Below are 26,482 nucleotides of genomic sequence, written 5' to 3'. Positions count from 1 at the left end.
GCTTCTTGGTTGTGGGGAGACTGCCTGCGAACTTCGACATCGTCACTTCACCGGCAGCACTGATACCTTCACGTATAAAGACTTTCTTGACGGTCAGCGCGATGATCTTCAAATCCAACCAGAATGACTGGTTTTCGACATACCAAATATCATACTGAAATTTCTGCTCCCAGCTGATTGCATTACGGCCATTAACTTGCGCCCACCCTGTAATCCCGGGCTTGACATCATGTCGGCGCGCCTGCTCAGGGCTGTAAAGGGGCAGGTATTCCATCAATAGAGGTCGTGGACCCACCAGACTCATATCGCCTTTGAGCACGTTCCAGAGCCCTGGGAGTTCATCAAGACTGCTGGAGCGTAAAAAAGCGCCGAAGGGTGTCATGCGCTCCGAATCAGGCAAAGGATTGCCATGGGCATCAACAGCATCTTTCATTGTACGGAATTTATACATTTTGAAAGGTTTGCCATAAAGACCTGGGCGAACCTGGGAAAAAATAATAGGCCGTCCCAAACGGCGACTGACCATGTAAGAGACGATAACAATGACAGGCAACAATGCCAGGAGCCCAAAAAAAGACAAACACACGTCAACCACACGCTTAAACATTAAGCTCTTCCTTATAAAAATTCGCCATCCGTAACAAATGGTCTTTGCGGTTGAAACGACTGACAACACGCTGTCTGGCGTTTCTCCCCATACGAGAGAGTAGATCCGGAGGTGAACTTAATGATTCAAGCATGGCATCGGTCAGTCCCTGATGATCCTGGGGAGGTACCAGCCAGCCATTGAAGCCAGGCTCTATTATTTCATTACAACCGCTAATGTCCGTCACGATACAGGGAAGCCCCATCGCACCGCCTTGCAATACGACATTGGGAAAGCCTTCACGATAACTGGGAAGTACCAGAATATCAGAGCTGAGCAAGGCAGTGCGGATATCCTGTTGAAAACCCAACAAATGAACTCTTGGATGGGACTGAAAAAAATTCATTGATGCACCATCAATCGGTGCGGAGTCGTCCATATCCCCGACGATGATCAAATGTGCGTGGGCTGGCAAGGCAGAGAACGCCAAGGCCAATTCCTTTAGCCCTTTATCTTTATTGAGCCGTCCTACAAAACAGTACACAACGTCGCCGGAAGTGATGTTTAATGAAGACTTTAATGTCGATGAACTTTCTGCAAGGGATAGACTGCCTGGATCGAAGAAGGAAACGTCTACTCCAGCTATGTTTCCATGACCAATAACAGATAGTGGCCGACGGGTTATTTTGTACTGCACCAGGTCCTTCTTGACACCCTCTCCCTCAGGCACGACTCGTGTAGCACATGCGCAAATCAAGCGATCAATCCAGATCAATAACGACTTTTTGAATCCTTTTTGAGTTGGAAATATCAAACCTGTAAACGTGTGAATCCTGACCGGAACACGACAAATCCAGGCCGCCAACATAGTGACCAAACCCGCTTTTGGAGTGTAGGAATGTACGGCCAATGGACGTTCTCTGGAAAGCAGGAAAACCATTTTCAGAACAGACACAATATCCTTTAACGGATTAATCCCTCGTACCATTGGAACATAATGAACCTTAACCCCCTCATCAATACTCCGTGATTTAGCATCTGGCGAGGTAACAATTTCAACATTGTTCTGAATATTTAGATAATTCGGCTGCCCTTTAAGAATACTGGTAAAGGTCTCGGGTACAGTCGCCACTATCAATATTTTATTTCGCACGTTGGTAACCTTAATGAGGTAATATTTACAAAATGCGAAAGAAATCCGCAATATAATAGGGCATGAACGGCGCCCCTCCTTGGCCATATTCAAATGTGAAGTTCCTATACAAACTAAATGCGGATAAAAGCCCTGCACACACGAACGACATTTTTAATGGAAGATTAAACGCCTGCTTGCTTTTGCCGTGAAGAATCATAATTGAAACAGGCAAAGCAAATGACATCAAATCAAGAAAGCGCAAGCCCGCATAGGAAACACTGGAAAGTAACCAAAATAATACGATGCCACCTAACCCCATGAAACAAGACTTACTTTTATCGCCCCACTGCAAACCGGAAAAAAACAACCCTCCTAAAAAAACCAGACACACCACAACCTTACTAAGTCCCGACAGAATGTTAGGCGACTCTGCCCCCTGATACGACAAAAGTTTGACGTTAAAATAATCGATATTTATGTAAAGTAGAACCGGCACCAACATAGTAGCGAACAACGCGAAGGTCAGACTTCTCTTGTTGATTAAATCCGTGCTGGTCAGCCAAATATAGACGATTGAAAACAACGATGAATAGTGAAACATCACGGCCGAAAACAGATAAGCAAAACGGCTTTTACTCTGAGCCCTGACCATTTGGAATGCCAACAAAATAGCCATGGAAGCAAACCCTATCCGTACTGCATTCATGCTGTACGAGTAAATGAACGCCGGAATAAAATAAGACAACATGGCAAATCGCTCATTATCATCAGATTTCCATATAAACAACAATGCCATGGCGACGACAAGAAAGCTTATGATACGCATGACCAAAAATGGAGAATCCGTAATCTGAAACAATATCCAGCTGACACCTACAAATCCCGGCTCCATGCCTGAAAACTGGAAACCTTGCTGAAATAAACCGACGATGGACTCGTAATTTTCTGTGTCCGTGCCTACTGAACCTCGCATCACAGCCAAAAACAAAAAATAAACCAGTGCCAAACAAGCCGGTAGACGACTTTTGTGGTCGACAGCACTGGATATGATCAGCAAATAATAAACCACCCCCCAACCTATCAAGTACTCCATATTAAGAACCAGCCAGATATACTTTTATGCACCGACGAAAGTAACGCAACATCGACCAGGCAGAATAAAACATGTAATCAGGCAAACCAATTTTACTCTGCTTGTAAAGTTTACGATAAACAAGCAGTTCTCCTTGCTCCATCTTCCACAGATTACTACTTAGTCCAGAAACACCAAATATAGCTTTATGCGTATAAGTGAGTGCTTGATTCATGACGTGACACTGACCGCTGTCAAACGCAACATCACACCATAACTCATAATCTTCAGAGTAACTTCTGGAGTCAACAAAACGGTAGGCCAAAGCCACCTTGACCATCACCGACGAGGTGGAAAATTTATTAGACAGTAGCAGCTCTTTTCTCTGAATGATCCGAAAGCTTACCGTGCTGCATGGATTTGCAAATACGGGAGCTGGGTCCAGAGAATCATGGAGTGTGCTTTGTTGCCCGGTCAGTGAAACTTCAGTATTCTTTAGCATCCATGAGTACTGCTGCTCTGTTTTGCACGGATGCCAACTATCATCCGCGTCGAGAAATGCCACGTAATCCCCTTTGGCAGACGCCCATCCCATATTGCGTGCGTTACCTGGCCCACCATTGGTTTTAATTTCGACTATTCTGACCCAACCTTCTGGGTATTGCGCTTTAATCGCTTTTAATGCTTCCAGCGTTTGATCCGGGCTGCAATCATCAACCAGAATAACTTCCAGAGGACGCCATGTCTGTTTATAGACAGAGTCTACGGCTCTTCGAATGGTTTCCTCGCAACGGTAACATGGTATTACCACACTGACACTTGCACTGTGTAGATTGACATCTGTTTCGCTCATATACAGCCCCACGCAAACTCACGGTACAGGGCCATTATCTGGCCCTTATTTCAACCACTGCGACTGTTGATGTATTAGTTATCCTCAAGAGCGCCTTTAATATAATCCAACTTCAAAAGCAACTCTTTAATTTCCGGAACACTCAAACGGGCTGTATTGTGCGACGTGTAATCATCCATTAAAGAAACATTTTCCTCTCCATTGGAAGAATACTTCTCGTAGTTCAAGTCACGGTTATCTGCTGGAATTCTGTAGTACCGCCCCATGTCTTCGGACTTAGCCATCTCTTCGCGAGAAATAAGCGATTCGTATAATTTTTCACCGTGGCGCGTGCCGATTATCTTTATGCTTTGCTCGCTGGCAAACAACTCTTTGAGCGCCTCTGCCAAGTCAGCAACTGTCGATGCCGGCGCTTTCTGTACAAACACATCCCCTTGCTTGGAATGTTCAAAAGCATGTAAAACCAAGTCGACAGAGTCTTCTAATGACATCAAAAATCTTGTCATATTAGGATCCGTAACGGTCAACTGCTGCCCATTTTTCAATTGATTGACGAACAATGGAATGACCGACCCGCGAGAAGCCATCACATTCCCATAACGTGTAGAACAGATCACAGTATCCGACGTGGTGGGGATCATTCTTGATTTGGCAATTACCAATTTCTCTGCCATCGCCTTCGAAATGCCCATGGCATTGATAGGATAAACAGCCTTATCGGTGCTCAGTACCACCACGCGCTTTACACCTGCAGCGATAGCTGCATTCAATACGTTTTCAGTACCAATTACATTTGTTTTCACGGCTTCCATAGGGAAAAACTCACACGACGGAACTTGCTTAAGAGCCGCCGCATGGAAAACATAATCTACACCAACCATTGCCTGACTAATGCTTGCGTAGTCTCTTACATCACCGATATGGAATTTTACTTTGTCGTTAGACAGAAGGATACGCATGTCCTCCTGCTTTTTCTCATCACGACTGAAAATCCGGATTTCTTTAACTGCCGTATCCAAAAAACGGTTCAGAACTGTATTACCAAAAGAACCCGTACCGCCGGTGATCATTAAAACCTTATCATCAAACATTGCTGCGACCTCTAAATTATTTATTATCAAACATCTGCTTAATCAAAACATCCCAAGCGGGTGCTGTATACCCTGTTGCACGTTTGAATTTATTAGATATTAACGACCTATCAATAACCAATGAATCATCAGGTACTATATTGATTGTTTTCTCATATTGATTGGCCACGAGACGCAGCAACGCCTCCTTGTTAATTGGCTCTGAAGACACATGATAGAGACCGTGCAACTCAGGATTAGGCAAAACATAATCCATGATCACTCTGGCAAGCTCAACGGTCGGTAATCCGGAGAATACGGCTTTCGAGTATCCTTTGATACTGCCTTGCTGACTCAAGAACCAGTCTATCAGCGATTTATTACTCGACAATTCATGCCCAATAATGGAAGTTCTAAGGGTTATCGCCGACGACGACTCTATCACTTCACCAATGAATTTCGACTTCCCATAAAGATCCTCAGAGTCCGAAATAGAATCTTCCGTGTACCCACCAATATGACCTGAAAAAACGCAATCAGTGCTAATGTGGATCAGCCTGGCACCTATCAATTCACAGAGGTTACACAACCTGTGAGGAAGCAACGAATTTACTGGCAGCACTTTGAGCGGGTCATTCGCGGTTGCGACTTGCTTTATGAGCCCTACACAATTGATGACCACATCCGGCCTGACGTCATTCAACAACGACAACAAACTATCAGACTCTAATACATCAACCCCATATATTAACTTTGATAGCTCCTTGTCGTTGAAATACTTTTTCACGGCACTGCTTCGTACCGTCCCCGCCACATCATATCTAACATCAGTAACAAGCTGCTTATATAACATGCTACCTAACATGCCAGAAGCACCGAGCAGAAGCACTTTCATTGACAACCTCACCGACATTAATTTACTTGAAATTCATGATATCTTTTTTAATAAAATAGAGCCCAAAAAACAAGGTCAACATTATACTCAGCACTTGTAGCGATAGCGCCAGGTAGATATTTTCAACCTGCGCAGTCAACGAACTTACACCGTAGTGAACAACACATAGCATCGCCATAATACCTGCAACAGCGACTACTTTTCCAAGCAGCGCAGGCTTCAAGAACTCAAATCTTTGAGCCACATAGTAGAAGGTACAACCCAAAGAAACCATGTTATAACCCAACCAGATATAAGCCCCTCCATTCACCCCCCACTCACGTACCATAACAGGAAGCAAGCCTATAATAAGAGGGATGCACACCAGGTTGATACGCAGAGAAAGGGATGTCCACTTCGCGGCTAGTTGTAAGGCAAATGGCACTACCAAAAGGCACTGTATGCTTGTCGCTATCACCAGCACAGGCAAAATACTATTAACTTCATCCGCTATCGTCTTAGCAAAAATTAGCTCGACGACAGCAGGAGAGTAAAAATATACCGCCACGATGAAAAGCATCATGAGCAAAAAGATAATACTGACAGAAGATACAAATATTTTTGATACTCGCTCATTGTCACCTTTCGTAATATCTATTGAAAACCGGGGAAAGAGAACAGAACTAAAAGCGGATGAAAAAATATAGGGTAATCCTGCAAGTGTGCAGGCGAGGGTATATGAAGCATATGTGCTCAATGGCACGCTACCACTCAAATAGATTTTGTCATACTGAACAACCAACATAGAGGACAGCGATATAAACAATACCCCCCGACTGAACGCCACTCCCTTCTTAAGATACCAGACACGAAACAATTTAACCGCAGGAACGATCAATTGTTCTTTGTGCAAGGCATAAAAGAGCCCACACACATAGACAATCTGAACAACTAACTGCAATTCAAAATAAGCGACAACCGTTGCAATATTAAAAACGAACTTTAATAACAACCACGCCCCCATGGTCCTGATAAAAGCGTAGGGAAGGAAAAACACATTCAAAATTTTCTGACTCTCCCTCCCTACCAAAACGCCTTGCAGAGCCATGACTACAAAGTTCAGGCCTATAAACAATGCCATTAATTCAATACAGCGCGCTACTTCAGATTTAGTGACACTTTCGAACTGTAACCAATGGTCCGCTATATATCCCGACAACAAGAGAATAACAACAGCGACCACAACACCTATGACTACAAATATGGACACATACGTGAAGACAAGGCATTTGGTCGCCATTGCATAACGCTGATAGGCATGAACAGATCTTGACTTATAGCTGGCCAACTGCTGAATTAAATTACTCGTCAGTCCACCTTCCAACACCATCATGACCATCAATAAAGTTGTAAAAAAACCAATCAACCCGATTGATTCAGCTCCCAACAATTTTGTCAGCAACGGCAAAGAAACCAAACTCGATAAGGCATACACAATCTTTCCAGATACGCTTGCTGCCAGCAAAGACTTCAGACTTGCAAGCTTATTATTCTTCATTATAACGGCAAACCTTATAGGTTAATGTAAGGCAGGTTCAACGCTTTCAATTTTATGTCTAAATTATCATCCAGATTTTTTCTAGCCTCGTACACTGTAGGTGCTGTCGAGACCACTTCCCTCCCATTACTAGGACTTGGATTTGCCAGTCGCTTTATCCGAGAAAATATATGATTTGAAGCAACAGTGAGAAATTCTGTAGATAATTCAAACATACTGCTTTTCGCTTTATTTACTTCTCTTGAGGCGTTCCATGCCTGAAAAATATAACGCCGTGAGTCCCAATGATTGAATAAGCACTGCGCATATAACCTTGATAAACCAAAACGATTAAACTCATTTTGCGACGGGCTATTTCTCAATGTTTCCCAAGCAGCATGCGCCCACACGGTTTCGACACTAAAGAATTTGGGTATTTCATCGGCCCACACCAGATTTTTGAATGGCGCCAAATGCGGATCCGTTTTCAGATCACCCTTGTGCTTCCCAAGTGCACTACGGCCGCTGTTGCTGCCGGCACTCCCGCCCGGTATGGTGAAGGGAAAATCAATCATGCAGTAATTATCACCACCGACTAGACAGATAGACAGGGATGCGGAGATATCGGGGCTGGTGCCATAAAGCAACACACCGTTATTGACCTGCCTTATTTTTTCTATAACCGTTTTATGAACCAAGCCATGATAAAGTTTTGGTAGACGGTCCGTCCCCTGACAAGCTTGAGCCAGAGAAAGATTCAAGCGATCACTCAGATTTATGTAAGTCACCTCGCCGGAAAAGTTATCCAGATAGACTTTACCTGCGTGCTTGTCGCCGTAAAATTTCGTCCTAAAATCGGGCCAGTAGTAGGTTGCCTTGACAGGCGGGGTAATAATCTTAATATCGTTAGCTTGAGCAAATTTTGCTACATCCACAATTCTCTTTGAAACAGAATCATCATCTCCAATAAGGCAAATATATTCTCCATCAGCCAGCTTGAGCGCCTTCTCATGGTTCTCAGTCATTGACAGACGCTCGTTACTGTGAACATATTTCAGACGTGCATCATCTAGTCCGGCAGCCCAGTTTTTTAGTTCACAGCTATCATTGCTTGTGTCATGAACAGCAACTTGCAGATCAGAACCTGCAATCTCCAGGACACTTCGAAGACAATCAATTGCATACTTAGACCGGTTGTGAGTAGCGACCACCACACTGACCAAAAATTTTGAACCTACGCTCACACTGCCCCCTGACTTACTCATTTATTATAAATACCCTGACAAATAGCTGTACCGGGGTTGGATTATCAAAACTCAAGCTTTCACTTCATAGATAGCCGTGCCCTAAGACCTTTGACATCAATACCTTCATTGCTCATGTTGCAGCAGAGACAAGCAAGGAGCCTCTTGGTCTTTGGTATTTACTAGATACTTACTAAACATTGGCCACTTTACATCTATTATTGGGTCATTCCAAAAAACACTGCGTTCCGACGCCTGATGATAAAAATTCGTCGTCTTGTAACTAAATACCGTATTGTCTTCCAGCGCAAGAAAACCGTGCGCAAACCCAGCGGGTATCCACAGCATTTTTTTATTCTCTGCATTCAATTCAAGTCCGAACCATTTGCCATACGCCTGGGACTCTGGACGAATATCTACAGCAACATCAAACGCTGCCCCGCTGCTAACACTGACCAATTTCCCTTGTGCAAAAGGCTCGATTTGATAATGCAATCCACGTAGCACGCCCTTTCTGGAGCAAGACTGATTGTCTTGTACAAAGGGATCAGGAATCGGCAGCCCCAATTGCTGCAAGCCGTCTTCAAACTTGCGAGCATTGAAACTTTCCATGAACCAGCCGCGTTCATCTTCGTAAACGTCCGGCTCGATTATCACTACGCCAGGCAATGTTGATGGCATGAATTTCATGCACCGCTCCCCTCAGATAACAGCTTGCCCAGGTATTGTCCGTAACCGGTTTTTTTAAATCTTTCGGCCTGCTCAGCCAACACCTGAGAGGTTATCCAGCCATTGTTGAATGCAATTTCTTCCAGGCAAGCAACCTTCAATCCCTGGCGCTTCTCAATGGTATGGACAAAATGACTCGCCTCCAGCAGTGATTCATGGGTCCCAGTGTCAAGCCAGGCAAACCCGCGCCCCAATATTTCAACGCTCAGTTCTTTCTGTTCTAGATATGCCTGGTTGACATCGGTAATCTCAAGCTCGCCCCTTGCCGAAGGTTTGATCTTCTTCGCTATCTCAACAATCTGGTTGTCGTAGAAATACAGCCCGGTCACAGCATAGTTCGATTTGGGTTTAGGCGGTTTCTCCTCGATGCTAAGCGCCTGGCCAGAGCTGTCAAACTCCACGACGCCAAAACGCTCAGGGTCACTGACGTGATAACCAAAAACTGTAGCACCTACCGTCTTTGACATTGCTGAGCGCAAGTTGTCCGAGAAGTGCTGTCCATAGAAAATATTATCACCCAGAATCAGGCAGACCGGATCTTGACCAATAAAGGCCTCACCAATAATAAAGGCTTGTGCCAGTCCGTCGGGACTAGGTTGTTCGGCATAACTGAGCTCAATACCATAATGACCGCCATTACCTAGCAATTTTTCAAAACTTGGCAGATCTTCCGGAGTAGAAATAATCAGAATTTCCTGTATCCCCGCCAGCATCAAAACAGACAGCGGGTAAAAGATCATCGGCTTGTCGTAGATCGGCAGCATCTGTTTAGAGACTCCCAGCGTGAGCGGATGCAGGCGCGTACCTGAGCCACCAGCAAGAATGATGCCTTTACGCTTGATCGAGATCATGTTTCAAGCACTTCCTTAATTATTCGAATGCACCACTCGCAGCGCTGGCCGGTGATGAGATAAATTTGAGTTTTAAAAAAGTACGCTACCGCCCCAGGATTCTTCGTCGATTTCCTGAGAACGGTTGTAAGACTATTGATAGCCCCGGCTTCAGTCTGCGTTTATTCAACGATTGGCGATACTCGCCAAAGGCAAGCTGATCTGTTGCTGACGATTCATCAAGTTAATAAGCAGGATGACCCGCTCTTCGCCGTCCATTGTCATGAAAATGGACTCAATACCTGCGAAACCTTGATCAAGGATGGTGACTTTATCGCCAGGGCTAAATTTGGCGATAATATGAGTACTCGCGCGACTCTGCAGCTGCATAATCAGCTCGTGATCGACTGCCAGCGGCCGACCACCAAAGGCCACCACGCGAGCTACGCCACGGGTGGAACGTAGAGGAGCCCAGTTGGCACCTTCAGGCATATGTATAAACAAGTAGCCAGGAAACAGCGATTCCTCAGCGTAGTGCATCTGGCCACGCAGGGTTCGCTCACGCCTGCATGTGGGCCGTGAACACCCATAACCCTGGCGTATAAGGTTTTCTTCTGCACGCTCGTCCTGTCTGGGCTTGCATTGCACCAGATACCACTCGCCGGTTGTGGCCACTGTCGATTCCTGAGCTGCTGCGGTGCTGATCATGGGCATGGATAATTCATTTAGTAAGTTCTTCCGTGTTTTACCATCGTACAGTGCATGTGCCAATAACAGGGTGGCCTTCAGCTCGCCGGGATGACTGCCTCAACGAATCTGTTTTGAGTTTGATACAGGTTTGACAATTTCACTGCCACCACCCGTTCCGCCACTATTTCGCCATACCCCAAGCATATATCTCGGCCCAATGCTTCATACCTGAAACAAAGCCGAGCAAACCATGCTGATCGGCATGGGAAAATTGCCACCCAAGGTGCTGATGCCTGCGCGAATGATACAGCGCTTGCCCTCCAATTCAACATAACCGCTTGGGTGGCCGTACTTTTGTATCTGGTCTGCGTCTGCAGAGTGTCATTCTTGACTTATGCAGAACCACTGATGAGCAGGCATCTCGGTCATGTGCTGCTTCAGCCGTCTCAGACAAGGATCAATGTGTGCCGACTCTCTGCTCAATTCCAGGCGCAATTAGCCTTAAAGCACCAACGCCAATAATTTCGGCGAGGGAGCATCACTGCACACAATCGGATCCTTGAGACCTGCCGCCAAAAAATTATGGAATGCATCCGACATGATCAGCTTGGACATGGGTAAGCATCAGCACTTTGATACCGGCAAGTACAAAGTTTTCGCGGATGCAATGCACCGATGACACCGCTGACAGTGCGCTCATTGCCCTGAAACAGACCGCCGTCGATTAACAGATTACTCAGGGTGCCCATCTGCAACTGATGGTGCGAACCCATGACGCCGTTGACGGCGCCATGTTGAAACATGAGCTGATAAGGTACAGGTTGCTCTCAGTACAGCTCCATGAAGAAGCAATTAATCCATCAACTAGTGGCTTGCAATGTGTCAGCCCAGCCCCCTATCAGCGCAGATCCTTTTGTAAAAGGTTACCAGCACCCGTCGTTTCAGTCGGATCTCTTCGGCTTTGCACCGAGAGAGGCTGGTGAAGCCCGTCACGACGCTGAGCTACAAAGTACTTGGCGATAACGATCAAGATGCCAAACAGAGCGCCCAGCACCAACCCCAACAAGGTAATCAAGGCTTTTTTTGGCTTGATTGGAGCCACGGGTTCCAGAGCCTTGCGGTCAATGGATACCAGCTTCAAATTAGTAAAATCGAGATTGCTAACCCCACCCAAACGGACAATTTCTGCACGCAGTGGCTCGACACCACTTAAAAAGAGGTCTTCATTTTGACGCAGCTTAAGAACTTCGACTTCACGGTTGCTTTGCAACAACAACAGTTCACGAGCGATCTGGGCGATACGGTTTTCGGTAAAATCGTCGTTACTACGATTCTTCAAAGCAGCACGCTCTGCCTCTAGCGCCTCTACACCAAGAAAGTACAAGGGGATCTGTTGATTGTTTATTTCGGTGCGCATAAGACTGGAATCAGCCGGTCGCGCAGAATCGCCCAAAGCGGAGGGGGTTGTAGGCTTTTGTATACCCAGCGCCTTGGCAATGCCAATGGCCTCACTCAACTGGGCCATACGATCCATGCGTCCAGTCTTGAGCTGTTGACGCAAAGCCTTGAGTTCGTCCTGCAATTGCGCGCGCTTGAGATTATCCGTCTCGAGCAAGGTAGCAATCCGCGCCTGCTTTTCGGTCTCATAGTTGGAGCGAGCAGCGTCGATCTTACCCTTGAGCTCGGTTAAACGATTATTGACGATAACCTTCAGATCGGCGGAAATTTGATCACGCTCAGCTGTAATGGCGTGATCCACAAATCCGTTAAGAATTTGCACACCGTCCACACCCTTGGGGTAGTTCAGCTCCAAGCCTATGGAAACATTCAGCGAATCAGCTTTTGTTGGATCAGGCAGAATCAGCTTCAGCGAGTCACGATTGAAATCTTCAAAACTCTGTTCCAAGGTCCGGCCCGGACGCTTGAATTGGCTGAACAGAGCCTGATTAGCTTTGAAAAAGCTCAGGCGCGTCTCATAGGACTCAAGTGATGAACCGACTTTTAACAAAGCTTCTTTAGGCGGCAAGGTGTAAACACCCGAACGATTGAGGGCATCCAGTTCGTTGATCGCGGCAGGCCGCAAGATGCTGCTCACCTGGTACTCAGGCGTCACGAAATAGGCATAACCCAATGCTGCAATGCCACAAAGCGCGCTCGTTGCAATGATGATGGATTTTTTGTTCCAGACCGCCTGAAATAAAGTGAACAGGTCCACTTCAAACGACGGATTTCCAGCGGGGATACGGGATTTGCTATTCACAACCGGGGCCTGCCTTCTAAAAGAAACTGCGGGCTCGTTATGCAGGAATTCTTACATACGCTTAACTGGCTTTTATTGTTTTAATCATCAGGCTTGAGCATCAATGCGCACCTGATAAAGCATAAAAATCACTGGCAATCGAGAGCAGCCCGCATTTTGCCAGCATTCCAGAACATTTCAATATAAGAGTGGCACAATGATGTTATTTCCGGCTCAACGGAATGTTTGAGGCTTAAACCATTCTTTAAATACCAACTATCCAAACATTCCTTTCCCTGCCTAATGCGCCATCCATGGTGCAAATGGGATCCAGACGCGCCTAAATTGCTGGCTTGGCTTGCACCATCAGCTCGAGCTTCAGCTTGCGGGCTTTGCGACTGTAGGCTAGCCAACCCAGAACAGGGCCGATAGCCATACCTAGCAGCAGTGCGCAGATGATCAACAACGACCCAGGTAATTCGGGTGTGCGCCAGCCCAAAAACACCAATGCTACAGGCTGTTGATTTTCCAGGATAAAAATAAGCACCCCAAAAATGACAATCAGCCCAAATACCACTGACGCAGCACGCTTAAAGGTACGCATCGGCAACTCCTGTTCCCTGAAGGTTAAATGTCGTCTTCCTCATCCTCGTTCACCCGGTCTCGCAGCTCTTTGCCCGGTTTGAAATGAGGCACAAATTTTCCATCCAGGCTGACCGACTGGCCTGTCTTGGGGTTGCGGCCTACACGAGGGGCGCGGTAATGCAGGGAGAAGCTGCCAAAACCACGGATTTCAATACGATCCCCGGTCGCGAGGCATTGAGACATTTGTTCAAGCATGGTCTTGATGGCCAACTCCACATCCTTGGATGAGAGTAGCCCTTGATGGGTGACAATTCGTTCGATCAACTCCGACTTCGTCATATTTTTCCCTTCTTTTTCAAGCAGCTAGATCAGCGCTCCCAAGGTTTTAGCATGATCGAATGAATTTGAACAGCCCAGGGATTGACTTATCTTTACAACCCGCATAAGCACTGTAAAAAATTGATTCCACCACCCACCATCATAGCCATCAGGCCCAAACAGCCCATGATCGATCACAGGCCGCACAACGACAGCACTCACCCTGCCCCACAGCCAGCTCCCTGACGTGCAGCAAACCGACCTACACAAGATCTTGCCAAGCACCATCACAAATCGCAGGCACAAAAAAGGGCGACCTAAGTCGCCCTTTTTCTATGGTCAATCAGAACTTAGTTCTGTTTTTCCATTTGTGCACGCAGCAGGTCGCCCAAAGTGGTCGGACCAGCAGCAATGTCAGAGGTAGCTGGCTTGTCGCGCAGGCTCTGGATTGCTTCTTTCTCTTCAGCATCATCTTTCGACTTGATGGAGAGTTGGATTACGCGGCTCTTGCGATCAACGCTGATGATCTTGGCTTCTACTTCTTCGCCTTCTTTCAGAACGTTGCGCGCGTCTTCAACGCGGTCACGGCTGATTTCGGAGGCTTTCAGAGTCGCTTCGATATCGTTGGCCAGAGTGATGATGGCGCCTTTAGCGTCAACTTCTTTCACGATGCCCTTAACGATTGCGCCTTTGTCGTTCTCTTGTACGTACTCGGAGAACGGATCGCTTTCCAGCTGCTTGATACCCAGGGAGATGCGCTCGCGCTCTGGATCAACAGACAGGATAACGGTGTCCAGCTCGTCGCCCTTCTTGAAACGACGTACGGCTTCTTCGCCAACTTCGTTCCAGGAGATGTCGGACAGGTGAACCAGGCCGTCGATGCCGCCGTCCAGACCAATGAAGATACCGAAATCGGTGATCGACTTGATGGTGCCGGAGATTTTATCGCCCTTGTTGAACTGGCCAGAGAAATCTTCCCATGGGTTAGATTTGCACTGCTTGATGCCCAGGGAGATACGACGACGCTCTTCGTCGATGTCCAGAACCATAACTTCCACTTCGTCGCCGACTTGTACGACTTTCGAAGGGTGGATGTTTTTGTTGGTCCAGTCCATTTCCGAAACGTGTACCAGGCCTTCAACGCCTTCTTCCAGCTCTGCGAAGCAGCCGTAGTCAGTCAGGTTGGTTACACGAGCGGTAACGCGAGTGCTTTCTGGGTAACGGGCTTTGATAGCAACCCATGGATCTTCGCCCAGTTGCTTCAGGCCCAGGGAAACACGATTGCGTTCGCGATCATATTTCAGAACCTTGACATCGATCTCGTCGCCAACGTTGACGATTTCGGAAGGATGCTTGATACGCTTCCAAGCCATGTCAGTGATGTGCAGCAGGCCATCAACGCCACCCAGATCGACGAATGCGCCGTAATCGGTGAGGTTTTTGACGATACCTTTAACTTGCTGACCTTCTTGCAGCGATTCCAGCAGAGCTTCACGCTCGGCGGAGTTCTCTGCTTCCAGCACGCTGCGACGCGAAACAACTACGTTGTTGCGCTTCTGGTCCAGCTTGATGACCTTGAATTCCAGCTCTTTGCCTTCCAGGTGCGTAGTATCGCGCACTGGACGAACGTCAACCAGAGAACCTGGCAGGAACGCACGGATGCCGTTAACGTCGACAGTGAAGCCGCCTTTAACCTTACCGTTGATAACGCCCTTGACCACTTCTTCTGCTGCGAAGGCTGCTTCCAGAACGATCCAGCATTCAGCGCGCTTGGCTTTTTCACGGGACAGTTTGGTTTCGCCAAAGCCGTCTTCGACTGCGTCCAGCGCAACGTGAACTTCATCACCGATGTTGATGTTCAGTTCGCCAGCGTCGTTGTGGAACTGCTCCAGCGGGATGAGGCCTTCCGACTTCAAACCAGCGTGAACGGTAACCCAACCAGCTTGGTAATCGATATCAACGATGATAGCGGTGATGATCGAGCCAGCCTGAAGATTCAGGGTTTTTAGGCTTTCTTCAAAGAGTTCTGCAAAGCTTTCGCTCATTTTAATTCCTGTTGTTCAAGGGCGAAGGAATACGCCCATCAGCCACATTCCAGACAATGTGGGTTACGTTCATATAAAAGAAGGCATGCAGGACTATTTCTGGTCTCCTGCACGCTTTCTTGGTCATCCAGCGATATCGCGAAGTGCGATTTCGCTCATGATGCGTTCCAGCACCTGCTCGATGGACAACTCCGTGGAGTCCAGCTGTATGGCATCAGCCGCCGGCTTGAGCGGGGCTATTGCACGCTGCGTGTCACGCTCGTCGCGGGCACGAATCTCATCTAGCAGACCCGAGAGACTAACATCATCGCCCTTGGCCTTCAACTGCAAGTAACGGCGGCGGGCCCGTTCCTCAGCGCTAGCGGTCAGAAAAACCTTCAATGGCGCGTCAGGAAAGACCACGGTACCCATGTCCCGACCATCTGCAACCAGCCCCGGGAACTCAAGGAAAGCACGCTGACGCTGCAGCAACGCATCGCGAACAGCCGGCAAAGCCGCGACTTTCGAGGCTCCGGCCGCTACGGTCTCACTGCGGATGGCGTGAGTCACGTCATCACCTTCCAGAATGATCCGCGCCGGCTTACCGTCCGTCGCGCCGATGAACTGCACATCAAGATGCGCAGCCAGTTTTTCCAGCAACGCCTCGTTATCCAGGGCCACACCATGGTTACCTGCGGCAAACGCCAGCAGGCGGTACAGAGCACCGGAGTCGAGCAAATTCCACCCCAGGCGCTTGGCCAGGATGCCAGCAACCGTGCCTTTACCTGAACCGCTTGGGCCGTCGATGGTGATAACCGGTGCCGAAACCATCACGAGTTTGCCTCTTGAGCAACACGCATGCCCACTTGCTTGCACAGAGCAAGGAAGTTGGGGAAAGAAGTCGCCACGTTGGCGCAATCATGGATACGGATGGGTGCGGTTGCGCGCAACGAAGCCACACTGAAGGCCATTGCGATACGGTGATCGCCATGACCATGAACCTCACCACCGCCAATAGTGCCACCATCAATGATGATGCCATCCGGTGTCGGCTCGCACTTCACACCCAGGGTCAGCAAGCCATCTGCCATTACCTGGATCCGGTCGGACTCCTTGACCCGCAGCTCTTCAGCACCCCGAAGGATCGTACGACCCTCAGCCACGGCCGCGGCCACAAAGAGTACCGGGAACTCGTCAATCGCCAGCGGCACCAGCTCTTCAGGAATCTCGATACCCTTGAGTTTAGCAGCCCGCACGCGCAGGTCCGCCACCGGCTCACCGCCCACTTCACGTTGATTTTCCAGGGTGATATCCGCCCCCATCAGACGCAAGATGTCGATAACGCCGGTACGGGTCGGATTGATGCCCACATGCTCAAGCAGCAGGTCCGAGCCTTCTGCGATCGAAGCGGCGACCAGGAAGAACGCCGACGAGGAAATATCCCCCGGCACTTCGATATGGGTCGCCGTCAGCTTGTGGCCCGACTCAACCGAAGCAGTAGGACCATTAACAGTTACCGGGTATCCGAACCCTTGCAGCATGCGCTCGGTATGGTCACGAGTCGGTGCAGGCTCGGTTACCGAGGTCTTGCCTTCTGCATACAGGCCCGCCAGCAACAGGCAGGATTTAACCTGGGCACTGGCCATCGGCAAGGTGTAATCCATGCCCTTGAGCGCATGACCACCACGAATGGTCATCGGCGGGCGACCTTCGGCAGCGGTCTCAATCACGGCACCCATTTCACGCAATGGATTGGCCACACGGTTCATCGGGCGCTTGGTCAGGGACGCATCGCCGGTCAGGGTGGTGTCGAAGCTCTGAGCTGCCAGCAGGCCGGACAACAGGCGCATCGAAGTACCCGAGTTGCCCAGGTAGATCGGGCCAGGTGGCGCTTTCAGACCGTGCAGGCCAACGCCATGAATGGTCACGCGACCATGATGCGGGCCCTCAATCACCACGCCCATGTCACGGAACGCCTGCAGCGTCGCCAGGGCGTCTTCACCCTCAAGGAAACCTTCCACTTCGGTCGTACCTTCAGCCAGCGAGCCGAGCATGATCGAGCGGTGGGAAATGGATTTGTCGCCTGGTACGCGAATTCGGCCAGTTACTTGACCACCAGGATTTGCCAAAAAAATCAGATCGTTGGAATTCATAGCGTCCACATATGCCCGGCGGGCCAGGATTTTACTGAAATGCTCGCGGGCAACCCGGGCGCGAGTGAAAACGCCCAGCAATTGATGCCCATCCCCTGCATCGACCGCGTCGCGCAAAGCGTCGAGATCACTGCGAAATGTATCCAATGTGCGCAGCACTGCCTCGCGATTAGCGAGAAAAATGTCATGCCACATTACCGGGTCGCTGCCGGCGATTCTTGTGAAATCACGGAAGCCACCCGCTGCGTAACGGAAGATGTCCAGATTCTCGTTGCGCTTGGCAAGAGAGTCCACCAACCCGAAAGCCAGCAAATGAGGTAAATGGCTGGTTGCAGCCAGTACCTCGTCATGTCGCTCGACCTGCATATGCTCGACGTCTGCCCCCAGGGCGCGCCACATCGCATCAACCAGAGCCAGCGCATCGGCATCGGTCTGAGCCACAGGCGTCAAAATCACCTTGTGCCGCTCAAACAGACTGGCATTCGAAGCTTCTACACCACTCTGTTCAGACCCGGCAATCGGATGGCCAGGTACAAAGCGCGCAGGCATGCCACCAAAGGCTTGTGCCGCTGCCCGCACAACATTGCCTTTGGCACTGCCCACATCGGTCAGCACCGCGTTACCCAGATCCATGCCCGCCAGAAGGCCGAGCATTTTTTCCATGGCCAGAATCGGCACGGCCAACTGAATCACATCTGCGCCCACGCAAGCAGCGGCCAGATTTGCTTCACAGCGATCGACCACTCCCAGCTCAACGGCCAGAACACAGGATTCGGGATCGAGATCCACACCGACCACTTCGTCGCACAGACCGCTCTCACGCATGCCCTTGGCGAAAGACCCGCCAATCAGACCCAACCCGACAACGACCAGCCGCCCTATTACAGGCCTTACAGATTGCACAGACATTACATCAACCACGAGCAAGAACCTTGGACAGCGCTTCAAGCAGGCGAGTGTTTTCCGCCGGCAAACCAATAGTGACACGCAGATGGTCAGGCATACCGTAGTTGGCCACCGGACGCACTATGACACCTTCACGCAACAGCCCCTGATAGACGGGAGCCGCTACCTGACCGAGATCCAGCGCGATAAAATTGCCGCGCGACGGGATCCAGCCCAGGCCCAACTCACGAAAACCGTCCTGCAACTGCTGCATGCCGGCCTCGTTCAGGCGGCGGCTTTGCTCCAGGTAATCGCTGTCTTTCAGCGCCGCGCAAGCCGCAGCCAGCGCCAGGCTGTTGACGTTGAACGGCTGGCGAACGCGGTTCAGCACATCGGCCACCACCGCCGTTGACAACCCATAACCCACCCGCAACGCGGCCAGGCCGTAGGCCTTGGAGAACGTGCGGGAAACCAGCAGGTTGGGATACCCCGACAAAAACTCCAGACCATCGGGCAGATCACCGCCCTCTGCGTACTCGATATAAGCTTCATCCAGCACCACAAGCACGTGCTCGGGCACGTCCTGCAAAAACTCGTTCAGCGCATCGACGCCAAACCAGGTACCGGTCGGGTTGTTCGGGTTGGCAATAAAGACCACCCGGGTATCACTGTCGATGGCAGCCAGCATGGCAGGCAGGTCATGCCCCCAGTCCTTGGCCGGCACAACGCGGGCCTGGGCACCTACCGCCTGGGTCACAATCGGATACACGGCAAATGCATGCTCACTGAACACGGCATTTAGCCCCGGCGCCAGGTAGGCACGCGCCACCAGCTCCAGAATATCGTTAGAACCGTTGCCCAGTGTTACCTGGTCAAGCTGTACGCCACACTGCTCAGCCAACAGGCTTTTCAGGGCAAAGCCATTGCCATCCGGGTAGCGGGTCAATTCGGCCAGCTCGGCACGAATGGCTTCCAGCGCCTTGGGGCTCGCACCCAAAGGGTTTTCGTTGCTGGCCAGCTTGACGATCGTGGCCGGATCCAGATCCAGTTCACGCGCCAGCTCATCCACAGGTTTACCCGGGACATAAGGCGAAAGTTGTTGTACGCCCGGCTGTGCCAGGGCGAGGAAATCACCGCTCATGTTTTATCGCCTCAGAGAACCGCTTTCGGGTAGGAACCCAATACTTTAAGCGCTACGGCTTCTTGACTGATCTGCTCCAGGACACTTTTGACCAACGGGTCGCGGTGATGACCAGCAAAGTCGATGAAAAACACATAGGTCCATTTACCGCTACGCGAAGGACGCGTCTCAATACGCGTCAGATCGATCCCGTTCTCATGGAACGGCACCAGCAGCTCATGCAGGGCGCCAGGACGGTTGCTCATGGACACAATGATCGACGTCTTGTCATCGCCAGTGGGTGGCACTTCCTGACTGCCAATCATCAAGAACCGCGTGGAGTTGTCCGGGCGGTCTTCAATTTTTTCGGCCAGTCGGGTCAAGCCGTACAGGCCAGCAGCCATATCACCGGCAATGGCAGCGGAGTTCCACTCACCCTTGACCCGTTTGGCCGCTTCGGCATTGCTCGACACCGCAATACGCTCGACATTCGGGTAGTGTGCATCCAGCCATTTGCGGCACTGAGCCAGCGACTGGGCGTGGGAGTAAATGCGGCTGATACTGTCCGTTTTGGTGTTTTCGCCGACCAGCAGGTGATGGTGGATGCGCAGCTCTACTTCACCGCAGATCACCATGTCATGCTCAAGGAAGCTGTCGAGAGTGTGGTTGACTGCGCCTTCTGTGGAGTTTTCCACTGGCACCACGCCAAAATTCACTGCACCGGCAGCCACTTCGCGGAATACTTCGTCAATGGCAGCCATCGGCTTGCTGATCACGGCATGGCCAAAGTGCTTCATGGCCGCAGCCTGGGTAAAGGTACCCTCGGGGCCGAGATAAGCCACTTTCAGCGGCTGCTCCAGCGCCAGGCACGAGGACATGATTTCGCGGAACAACCGCGCCATCTCTTCGTTGCCCAACGGGCCTTTATTGCGCTCCATAACGCGCTTGAGCACCTGAGCCTCACGCTCAGGCCGGTAAAATACCGGCACTTCACCCTCAGCCAGGGAAGCCATCTTGACCCGCGCCACTTCCTGGGCACAACGCGCCCGCTCGCTGATAAGCTCCAGGACTTTTTCGTCCAGACTGTCGATACGCAGGCGCAGCGCCTTGAGTTCTTGCTCGGACATTAGCCGTGTTCCTTTTCGAACTCTGCCATGTAAGCCACCAGCGCGTTAACCGCGTTGATATCCACAGCGTTATAGATCGATGCGCGCATGCCACCAACGGAGCGGTGCCCCTTGAGGTTCAGCAGCCCGCGTGCTTCAGCGCCTGCCAGGAATGGCTTGTCGAGGCGATCGTCCGCCAGACGGAACGGGACGTTCATCCACGAGCGATCAGAAAGGTTGATCGGGTTGCTGTACAGGCCACTGGCGTCGATAAAGTCGTACAAAGTACGTTTTTTCACTTCATTGAGCTTGCCGATTGCCTCGACACCGCCCTGCTCCTTGAGCCATTCGAATACCAGACCTGACAGGTACCAGGCCAGGGTCGGCGGCGTGTTGTACATCGAGCCGTTGTCAGCCGCGACCTTGTAATCGAGCATGGTCGGGCAGATCGAACGCGCACGACCCAGCAGATCTTCGCGAATGATATTGACCACGATGCCACTTGGGCCGATGTTTTTCTGGGCACCCGCGTAGATCATGCCAAAACGGGACACATCAACCGGGCGCGACAGAATATCCGAAGACATGTCAGCGACCAATGGCACATCGCCAGTCTCAGGGATCCAGTTGAATTCCAGACCGCCGATGGTTTCGTTTGGCGCGTAATGAACGTAGGCCGCGTCTTTCGACAGATTCCACTCATTCTGACCAGGAATCGCGAAGTAATCGTAAGGTTTGGCGGTTGCTGCCACGTTGACGTGACCGAAACGCGACGCCTCTTCAATGGCCTTCTGCGACCAGATACCGGTATCGATGTAATCCGCCTTGCCATTTTCAGGCAAAAGATTCAGCGGGATCTGGGCAAACTGTTGGCTGGCACCGCCTTGCAGAAACAGGACTTTGTAGTTCGAGGGAATAGACAGCAGGTCACGCAGATCCTGCTCAGCCTTGGTCGCAATGGACACGAACTCATCGCTGCGATGGCTCATTTCCATGACCGAGAGGCCCTTGCCATGCCAGTCGAGCAACTCGGACTGGGCACGCAACAGAACAGCTTCAGGTAGCGCAGCAGGACCTGCGCAGAAGTTATAGGCTCGTTTGCTCACTTCCACTCTCACTCTGATTTGGTGGTCACGCAATAAATCAACTCTCGACACATTGTTGCTTGTAGAAGCGGGCTTGCTAGCGATACGGGCAGTAATGTCTATCTGACATACCGCGCTGATGCCATCGCGAGCAGGCTCGCTCCCACAGTGTCGCAAACTTTCATACTGGACATACAACAAGGGGGCGAATTCTCATCCGCCCCCTGTGTGTCCGCTTATTCCTGCGGCTCTTCGTCAGCGCCAGCCTCTAGCGGCTGCTCGTCGTCTGCGCCATCCTGGATGGCCTCACCGTCGAACTCTGCACCGCCTTCATCTTCGAGCTCTTCGCCTTCAACTTCAGAAGGCTCCTGAACCCGCTCAAGCCCTACCAGCGTTTCGTCACTGGCCAGCTTGATCAAGGTGACACCCTGGGTATTACGACCCAGGCTCGACACTTCGTCGACACGCGTACGTACCAGAGTGCCCTGATCCGAAATCAACATGATTTCTTCACCGTCCTGCACCTGAACCGCACCGACCAGACGGCCATTACGCTCGTTGCTGACCATGGCGATAACACCCTGGCCGCCACGCTTGTACTCTGGGAACTCGCTGATCGCCGTACGCTTGCCATAGCCACGCGCCGAAGCGGTAAGGATCTGGCTACCCTCCTCAGGGATCAGCATGGAAATCAGCTTCTGCCCTTCTGGCAGACGCATGCCGCGTACACCGCGGGCAGTACGGCCCATGGCACGGACATCGGACTCTTTGAAGCGAGTCACCTTGCCACCGTCGGAGAACAGCATGACTTCACGCTCGCCATCGGTGATCGCAGCGCTGATCAGCACGTCGCCTTCGTCCAGTTCCAGCGCGATCAAGCCTACGCTGCGCTGACGACTGAAGGCTTCCAGAGGGGTCTTCTTCACGGTGCCGTTGGCGGTCGCCATAAAGATGAAGTGACCCTCGGTGTACTCTTCGACCGGCAGCATGGTGGTGATGTATTCACCCTCATCCAGCGGCAGCAGGTTCACCAGCGGACGACCACGGGCAGCGCGGGACGCCTCAGGAATTTCATAGGTCTTCAGCCAGTACACCTTGCCCTTGCTGGAGAACAGCAGCAGCGTGGTGTGACTGTTGGCAACCAGCAGGTGAGCGATGTAGTCCTCATCCTTGACGCCAGTAGCCGACTTGCCTTTACCGCCACGACGCTGGGCCTGGTACGCAGCCAATGGCTGGGTCTTGGCATAGCCACCGTGGGAAATGGTCACGACGCGCTCTTCTTCCGGGATCATGTCACCCAGGGTCAGATCAAGACGGTGATCCAGGATTTCGGTACGACGCACATCGCCGTATTCGGCGCGAATGACTTCCAGCTCTTCGCGGATCACTTCCATCAGGCGCACGGCGCTATTGAGGATGCGGATCAGCTCACCGATCTGGTTGAGAATTTCCTGGTACTCGGCCAGCAGCTTTTCGTGCTCCAGACCGGTCAAGCGGTGCAGGCGCAACTCAAGAATGGCCTGGGCCTGCTCCGGCGACAGGAAGTATTTGCCATCACGCAGACCGTATTGCGGATCGAGGTTTTCCGGACGGCACGAATCGGCACCGGCGCGCTCAACCATGGCCACTACCGCTGTCGACTCCCAAGGGGTGTTGATCAGCGCTTCCTTGGCTTCGGACGGGGTTGGCGAGGCCTTGATCAGTGCAATGACCGGATCGATGTTGGACAGGGCTACGGCCTGGCCTTCAAGGATATGGCCTCGCTCGCGGGCTTTGCGCAGCTCGAAAACAGTACGACGGGTAACCACTTCACGACGGTGACGTACGAAAGCTTCGAGCAGGTCCTTGAGGTTCAGGATGCGCGGGCGGCCATCGATCAGGGCAACGATGTTGATACCGAAAACACTTTGCAGCTGGGTCTGGGCATAAAGGTTATTGAGAATAACCTCCGGCACCTCACCACGGCGCAGCTCGATCACAACGCGCATGCCGTCTTTGTCGGACTCGTCACGCAGCTCGGTGATGCCTTCAAGCTTCTTCTCTTTTACCAGCTCGGCGATCTTTTCGATCAGGCGAGCCTTGTTCAGCTGGTACGGCAGCTCGGTGATGACGATCTGTTGACGACCACCGACCTTGTCGATGTCTTCGATCATCGAGCGGGCGCGCATGTAAATGCGGCCACGGCCCGTGCGATAGGCTTCGATGATACCGGCACGGCCGTTGATGATGGCGGCAGTCGGGAAGTCCGGGCCCGGGATGAACTGCATCAGTTCATCGATGCTCAGTTCCGGGTTGTCGATCAGCGCCAGGCAGCCGTCGATGACTTCACCCAGGTTATGCGGCGGAATATTGGTGGCCATACCCACGGCGATACCGCTTGAGCCGTTGACCAGCAAATTGGGAATTCGTGTCGGCATGACGGCCGGGATCATTTCCGTGCCGTCGTAGTTCGGCACCCAGTCCACGGTCTCTTTGTGCAAGTCGGCCAGCAATTCGTGGGCCAGCTTGGTCATGCGCACTTCGGTGTATCGCATGGCCGCAGCGTTGTCGCCGTCGACCGAACCGAAGTTGCCCTGACCGTCTACCAGCAGGTAGCGCAGGGAGAATGGCTGAGCCATTCGAACGATGGTGTCGTAAACAGCAGTATCACCATGCGGGTGATACTTACCGATTACGTCACCGACCACACGGGCAGATTTCTTGTACGGCTTGTTCCAGTCGTTGTTCAGTTCGCTCATCGCAAACAGCACACGCCTGTGCACGGGCTTCAAGCCATCGCGCGCATCAGGCAGTGCCCGCCCGACAATTACGCTCATTGCGTAGTCGAGGTAGGACTGTTTCAGCTCGTCTTCGATATTGACCGGGAGGATTTCTTTGGCCAGTTCGCCCATGAGAAGCCTGATTCCTTTTTCGGGTGAAACTTCGCCACATCCATTCGGGACGAACGAAGCTCGCCGCCGCTGGCCACGTGCCACGCAACGACTTACGACAAATCAACAAGTTATGTCACGGATTTGCGCAGTAAGGGCAACCCTTGCGGGTCACCCTGGAAACCGCCGAATGTTATCACAATCGCCGCCACGCACCTATCCCTCAGATGCGCATGGAGCGTAGTAATTACGACGTTTATCGGCCTGAAGGGCCCCAGAGGGACTCTGAAGGCGATTTGAAGCACCCGCGTTCCTCTTCGCGGCCTTCGGCAGCGACGACAGGCTTGCGTTTCAATGCAAGCGCTTGCGGCACATCAATTGCGCCATCTTTGCCGCATCCGGGCGTTCAATCACACCCTTCTCGGTGACAATCACATCGATCAGGTCCGCCGGCGTCACATCAAACACCGGGTTGAAGGCCTGCACATCCGCGCCGACCCGCTTGCCACCCACTTCCAGCAGTTCGCGGCCGTCACGCTCCTCAATCGGGATGTCATCACCCGAGGCCAGATCCATGTCGATGGTCGAGCTCGGGGCCACCACCATAAAGCGCACGCCGTGGTGCATGGCGTTGACCGCCAGTTGGTAGGTGCCGATCTTGTTCGCCACATCGCCATTGGCAGTGATGCGGTCAGCGCCCACGATCACCCAGGTGACGCCTTTGGTTTTCATGATATGCGCTGCTGCCGAATCGACATTGAGCACCACCGGGATGCCTTCATTGGCCAGCTCCCACGCAGTCAGGCGCGAACCCTGCAGCCAGGGCCGGGTTTCGTCGGCATAGACCTGCTCGATCATGCCTTCGAGCCAGGCCGCCCGGATGACCCCCAGCGCCGTACCAAAGCCGCCTGTGGCCAGGGCTCCGGTGTTGCAGTGGGTCAGCACCGCCTGGGCATTGCCCTGATGGCGGCGAATGACATCGACACCCAACTGCGCCATGGTCAGATTGGCCTCGCGATCACTTTCGTGGATGGCAACAGCCTCTGCCTCAAGCACCTGCAATACATCCGCGCGGTTTTGGCTTCGAGCCAGACGTTCGCGCATGCGATTCAAGGCCCAGAACAGGTTCACTGCCGTAGGACGCGAGTCCGCCAGCAGGGTGAAGTCCTCTTCCAGCGCTGCCAGCCAGTCACCACCTGCAGCCTTGCGCACACGCGCAGCCAGCACCACGCCATAGGCCGCCGCGATACCGATTGCCGGGGCGCCGCGCACGACCATGTCGCGAATCGCTTGCGCCACACCGTCAACGCCGGTGTACGCCAACCAGCTCTCTTCAAAGGGCAGAATGCGTTGATCCAGCAGATACAGGGCGTCATCCCGCCAATCGATGGCCTTAACCTTTTCCGCAGCCAACAGTCGATCGCGCATGCCTTCCCCCATTACCTGGTAACAAAGCGGCCGATTATAGCGAGCCCAC

21 protein-coding genes and 1 pseudogene are annotated in these 26,482 nt (G+C 51.6%); all 22 read right to left on the bottom strand.

Annotated features, from left to right (window positions below):
- Positions 1-19 precede the first annotated feature (19 nt).
- Positions 20-607: pseudogene (locus GHO42_RS25965) on the bottom strand (sugar transferase); the annotation flags it as partial.
- Positions 600-1,826: a glycosyltransferase family 4 protein gene (locus GHO42_RS02180; protein WP_153326612.1), complete on the bottom strand. Its 1,227-nt coding sequence runs from the start codon at positions 1,824-1,826 to the stop codon at positions 600-602. The pseudogene GHO42_RS25965 and the gene GHO42_RS02180, both read right to left, overlap by 8 nt.
- Positions 1,765-2,814 (bottom strand): EpsG family protein, encoded by a 1,050-nt coding sequence (locus tag GHO42_RS02175; RefSeq protein WP_153326577.1) that lies wholly within the window; start codon positions 2,812-2,814, stop codon positions 1,765-1,767. The genes GHO42_RS02180 and GHO42_RS02175 overlap by 62 nt, the downstream gene beginning before the upstream one ends.
- 1 nt (position 2,815) lies before the next feature.
- Entirely contained in the window at positions 2,816-3,646 is an 831-nt protein-coding gene (locus GHO42_RS02170) for a glycosyltransferase family A protein (protein WP_095032185.1), read from the bottom strand.
- A 74-nt stretch (positions 3,647-3,720) separates the two neighbouring features.
- Positions 3,721-4,737 (bottom strand): polysaccharide biosynthesis protein, encoded by a 1,017-nt coding sequence (locus tag GHO42_RS02165; protein WP_095020234.1) that lies wholly within the window; start codon positions 4,735-4,737, stop codon positions 3,721-3,723.
- A 16-nt stretch (positions 4,738-4,753) separates the two neighbouring features.
- On the bottom strand, positions 4,754-5,611 hold the full coding sequence (locus GHO42_RS02160) for an SDR family oxidoreductase (RefSeq protein ID WP_095020235.1): 858 nt from the start codon (positions 5,609-5,611) through the stop codon (positions 4,754-4,756).
- Between the two features lie 22 nt (positions 5,612-5,633).
- The gene (locus GHO42_RS02155; RefSeq protein ID WP_153326579.1) at positions 5,634-7,148 is read right to left on the bottom strand and encodes a lipopolysaccharide biosynthesis protein; all 1,515 of its coding nucleotides are present in this window, start codon (positions 7,146-7,148) and stop codon (positions 5,634-5,636) included.
- Between the two features lie 14 nt (positions 7,149-7,162).
- Positions 7,163-8,392, bottom strand: a complete 1,230-nt coding sequence (locus GHO42_RS02150; RefSeq protein WP_095032184.1) for a glycosyltransferase family 2 protein — start codon at positions 8,390-8,392, stop codon at positions 7,163-7,165.
- Positions 8,393-8,497: 105 nt separating this feature from the next.
- Positions 8,498-9,061: a dTDP-4-dehydrorhamnose 3,5-epimerase gene (gene rfbC / locus GHO42_RS02145; protein ID WP_095020238.1), complete on the bottom strand. Its 564-nt coding sequence runs from the start codon at positions 9,059-9,061 to the stop codon at positions 8,498-8,500.
- Positions 9,058-9,951: a glucose-1-phosphate thymidylyltransferase RfbA gene (rfbA, locus tag GHO42_RS02140; protein ID WP_153326581.1), complete on the bottom strand. Its 894-nt coding sequence runs from the start codon at positions 9,949-9,951 to the stop codon at positions 9,058-9,060. The genes rfbC and rfbA overlap by 4 nt, the downstream gene beginning before the upstream one ends.
- Before the next feature lie 165 nt (positions 9,952-10,116).
- Positions 10,117-10,644 carry a transcription/translation regulatory transformer protein RfaH gene (gene rfaH / locus GHO42_RS02135; RefSeq protein WP_095031748.1) on the bottom strand — a complete coding sequence of 176 codons (528 nt, stop codon included), beginning with the start codon at positions 10,642-10,644 and terminating at the stop codon, positions 10,117-10,119.
- A gap of 874 nt (positions 10,645-11,518) precedes the next feature.
- Positions 11,519-12,880, bottom strand: coding sequence for a Wzz/FepE/Etk N-terminal domain-containing protein (locus GHO42_RS02130; RefSeq protein WP_178084398.1), 1,362 nt, complete (start codon positions 12,878-12,880; stop codon positions 11,519-11,521).
- 319 nt (positions 12,881-13,199) lie between these two features.
- The gene (locus tag GHO42_RS02125; RefSeq protein ID WP_095019026.1) at positions 13,200-13,463 is read right to left on the bottom strand and encodes a lipopolysaccharide assembly protein LapA domain-containing protein; all 264 of its coding nucleotides are present in this window, start codon (positions 13,461-13,463) and stop codon (positions 13,200-13,202) included.
- A 23-nt stretch (positions 13,464-13,486) separates the two neighbouring features.
- Positions 13,487-13,783, bottom strand: coding sequence for an integration host factor subunit beta (ihfB, locus tag GHO42_RS02120; RefSeq protein ID WP_003447108.1), 297 nt, complete (start codon positions 13,781-13,783; stop codon positions 13,487-13,489).
- 329 nt (positions 13,784-14,112) lie between these two features.
- A complete protein-coding gene (rpsA, locus tag GHO42_RS02115; protein ID WP_016780248.1) occupies positions 14,113-15,807 on the bottom strand; it encodes a 30S ribosomal protein S1 in 1,695 nt (564 codons plus the stop codon).
- A 123-nt stretch (positions 15,808-15,930) separates the two neighbouring features.
- Positions 15,931-16,617, bottom strand: a complete 687-nt coding sequence (gene cmk / locus GHO42_RS02110; protein ID WP_083369851.1) for a (d)CMP kinase — start codon at positions 16,615-16,617, stop codon at positions 15,931-15,933.
- Entirely contained in the window at positions 16,617-18,848 is a 2,232-nt protein-coding gene (locus tag GHO42_RS02105) for a bifunctional prephenate dehydrogenase/3-phosphoshikimate 1-carboxyvinyltransferase (protein ID WP_095002825.1), read from the bottom strand. Before GHO42_RS02105 ends, cmk begins: the two co-directional genes overlap by 1 nt.
- A 4-nt stretch (positions 18,849-18,852) precedes the next feature.
- A complete protein-coding gene (hisC, locus tag GHO42_RS02100; protein WP_153326583.1) occupies positions 18,853-19,965 on the bottom strand; it encodes a histidinol-phosphate transaminase in 1,113 nt (370 codons plus the stop codon).
- A gap of 11 nt (positions 19,966-19,976) precedes the next feature.
- Positions 19,977-21,071: a prephenate dehydratase gene (pheA, locus tag GHO42_RS02095; RefSeq protein ID WP_016780245.1), complete on the bottom strand. Its 1,095-nt coding sequence runs from the start codon at positions 21,069-21,071 to the stop codon at positions 19,977-19,979.
- Positions 21,071-22,156, bottom strand: coding sequence for a 3-phosphoserine/phosphohydroxythreonine transaminase (gene serC, locus GHO42_RS02090; protein ID WP_095002826.1), 1,086 nt, complete (start codon positions 22,154-22,156; stop codon positions 21,071-21,073). The genes pheA and serC overlap by 1 nt, the downstream gene beginning before the upstream one ends.
- A 215-nt stretch (positions 22,157-22,371) precedes the next feature.
- Complete coding sequence (gene gyrA, locus GHO42_RS02085; protein ID WP_095019027.1) at positions 22,372-25,026, bottom strand: DNA gyrase subunit A; 2,655 nt, start codon at positions 25,024-25,026, stop codon at positions 22,372-22,374.
- 330 nt (positions 25,027-25,356) lie between these two features.
- The gene (gene mtnA / locus GHO42_RS02080) at positions 25,357-26,433 is read right to left on the bottom strand and encodes an S-methyl-5-thioribose-1-phosphate isomerase (protein ID WP_095002807.1); all 1,077 of its coding nucleotides are present in this window, start codon (positions 26,431-26,433) and stop codon (positions 25,357-25,359) included.
- Positions 26,434-26,482 lie beyond the last annotated feature (49 nt).

The organism is Pseudomonas sp. FSL R10-0056 (genome assembly GCF_009600105.1).
Lineage (GTDB): Bacteria > Pseudomonadota > Gammaproteobacteria > Pseudomonadales > Pseudomonadaceae > Aquipseudomonas > Aquipseudomonas bubulae.
Note: the sequence above shows the minus strand (reverse complement) of the source record. Positions and strands in the feature narration are given on the sequence as shown.

What these genes read in the sequence shown, in the direction of transcription:
- pheA (WP_016780245.1), bottom strand. Translation starts at nt 21,071, where the DNA reads ATGTCCGAGCAAGAACTCAAGGCGCTGCGCCTGCGTATCGACAGTCTG.
- GHO42_RS02155 (WP_153326579.1), bottom strand. Translation starts at nt 7,148, where the DNA reads ATGAAGAATAATAAGCTTGCAAGTCTGAAGTCTTTGCTGGCAGCAAGC.
- ihfB (WP_003447108.1), bottom strand. Translation starts at nt 13,783, where the DNA reads ATGACGAAGTCGGAGTTGATCGAACGAATTGTCACCCATCAAGGGCTA.
- GHO42_RS02105 (WP_095002825.1), bottom strand. Translation starts at nt 18,848, where the DNA reads ATGTCTGTGCAATCTGTAAGGCCTGTAATAGGGCGGCTGGTCGTTGTC.
- GHO42_RS02165 (WP_095020234.1), bottom strand. Translation starts at nt 4,737, where the DNA reads ATGTTTGATGATAAGGTTTTAATGATCACCGGCGGTACGGGTTCTTTT.
- GHO42_RS02170 (WP_095032185.1), bottom strand. Translation starts at nt 3,646, where the DNA reads ATGAGCGAAACAGATGTCAATCTACACAGTGCAAGTGTCAGTGTGGTA.
- rpsA (WP_016780248.1), bottom strand. Translation starts at nt 15,807, where the DNA reads ATGAGCGAAAGCTTTGCAGAACTCTTTGAAGAAAGCCTAAAAACCCTG.
- gyrA (WP_095019027.1), bottom strand. Translation starts at nt 25,026, where the DNA reads ATGGGCGAACTGGCCAAAGAAATCCTCCCGGTCAATATCGAAGACGAG.
- rfbC (WP_095020238.1), bottom strand. Translation starts at nt 9,061, where the DNA reads ATGAAATTCATGCCATCAACATTGCCTGGCGTAGTGATAATCGAGCCG.
- GHO42_RS02160 (WP_095020235.1), bottom strand. Translation starts at nt 5,611, where the DNA reads ATGAAAGTGCTTCTGCTCGGTGCTTCTGGCATGTTAGGTAGCATGTTA.
- hisC (WP_153326583.1), bottom strand. Translation starts at nt 19,965, where the DNA reads ATGAGCGGTGATTTCCTCGCCCTGGCACAGCCGGGCGTACAACAACTT.
- GHO42_RS02180 (WP_153326612.1), bottom strand. Translation starts at nt 1,826, where the DNA reads ATGGCCAAGGAGGGGCGCCGTTCATGCCCTATTATATTGCGGATTTCT.
- mtnA (WP_095002807.1), bottom strand. Translation starts at nt 26,433, where the DNA reads ATGCGCGATCGACTGTTGGCTGCGGAAAAGGTTAAGGCCATCGATTGG.
- rfaH (WP_095031748.1), bottom strand. Translation starts at nt 10,644, where the DNA reads ATGCCCATGATCAGCACCGCAGCAGCTCAGGAATCGACAGTGGCCACA.
- GHO42_RS02175 (WP_153326577.1), bottom strand. Translation starts at nt 2,814, where the DNA reads ATGGAGTACTTGATAGGTTGGGGGGTGGTTTATTATTTGCTGATCATA.
- GHO42_RS02150 (WP_095032184.1), bottom strand. Translation starts at nt 8,392, where the DNA reads ATGAGTAAGTCAGGGGGCAGTGTGAGCGTAGGTTCAAAATTTTTGGTC.
- rfbA (WP_153326581.1), bottom strand. Translation starts at nt 9,951, where the DNA reads ATGATCTCGATCAAGCGTAAAGGCATCATTCTTGCTGGTGGCTCAGGT.
- cmk (WP_083369851.1), bottom strand. Translation starts at nt 16,617, where the DNA reads ATGGTTTCGGCACCGGTTATCACCATCGACGGCCCAAGCGGTTCAGGT.
- GHO42_RS02125 (WP_095019026.1), bottom strand. Translation starts at nt 13,463, where the DNA reads ATGCGTACCTTTAAGCGTGCTGCGTCAGTGGTATTTGGGCTGATTGTC.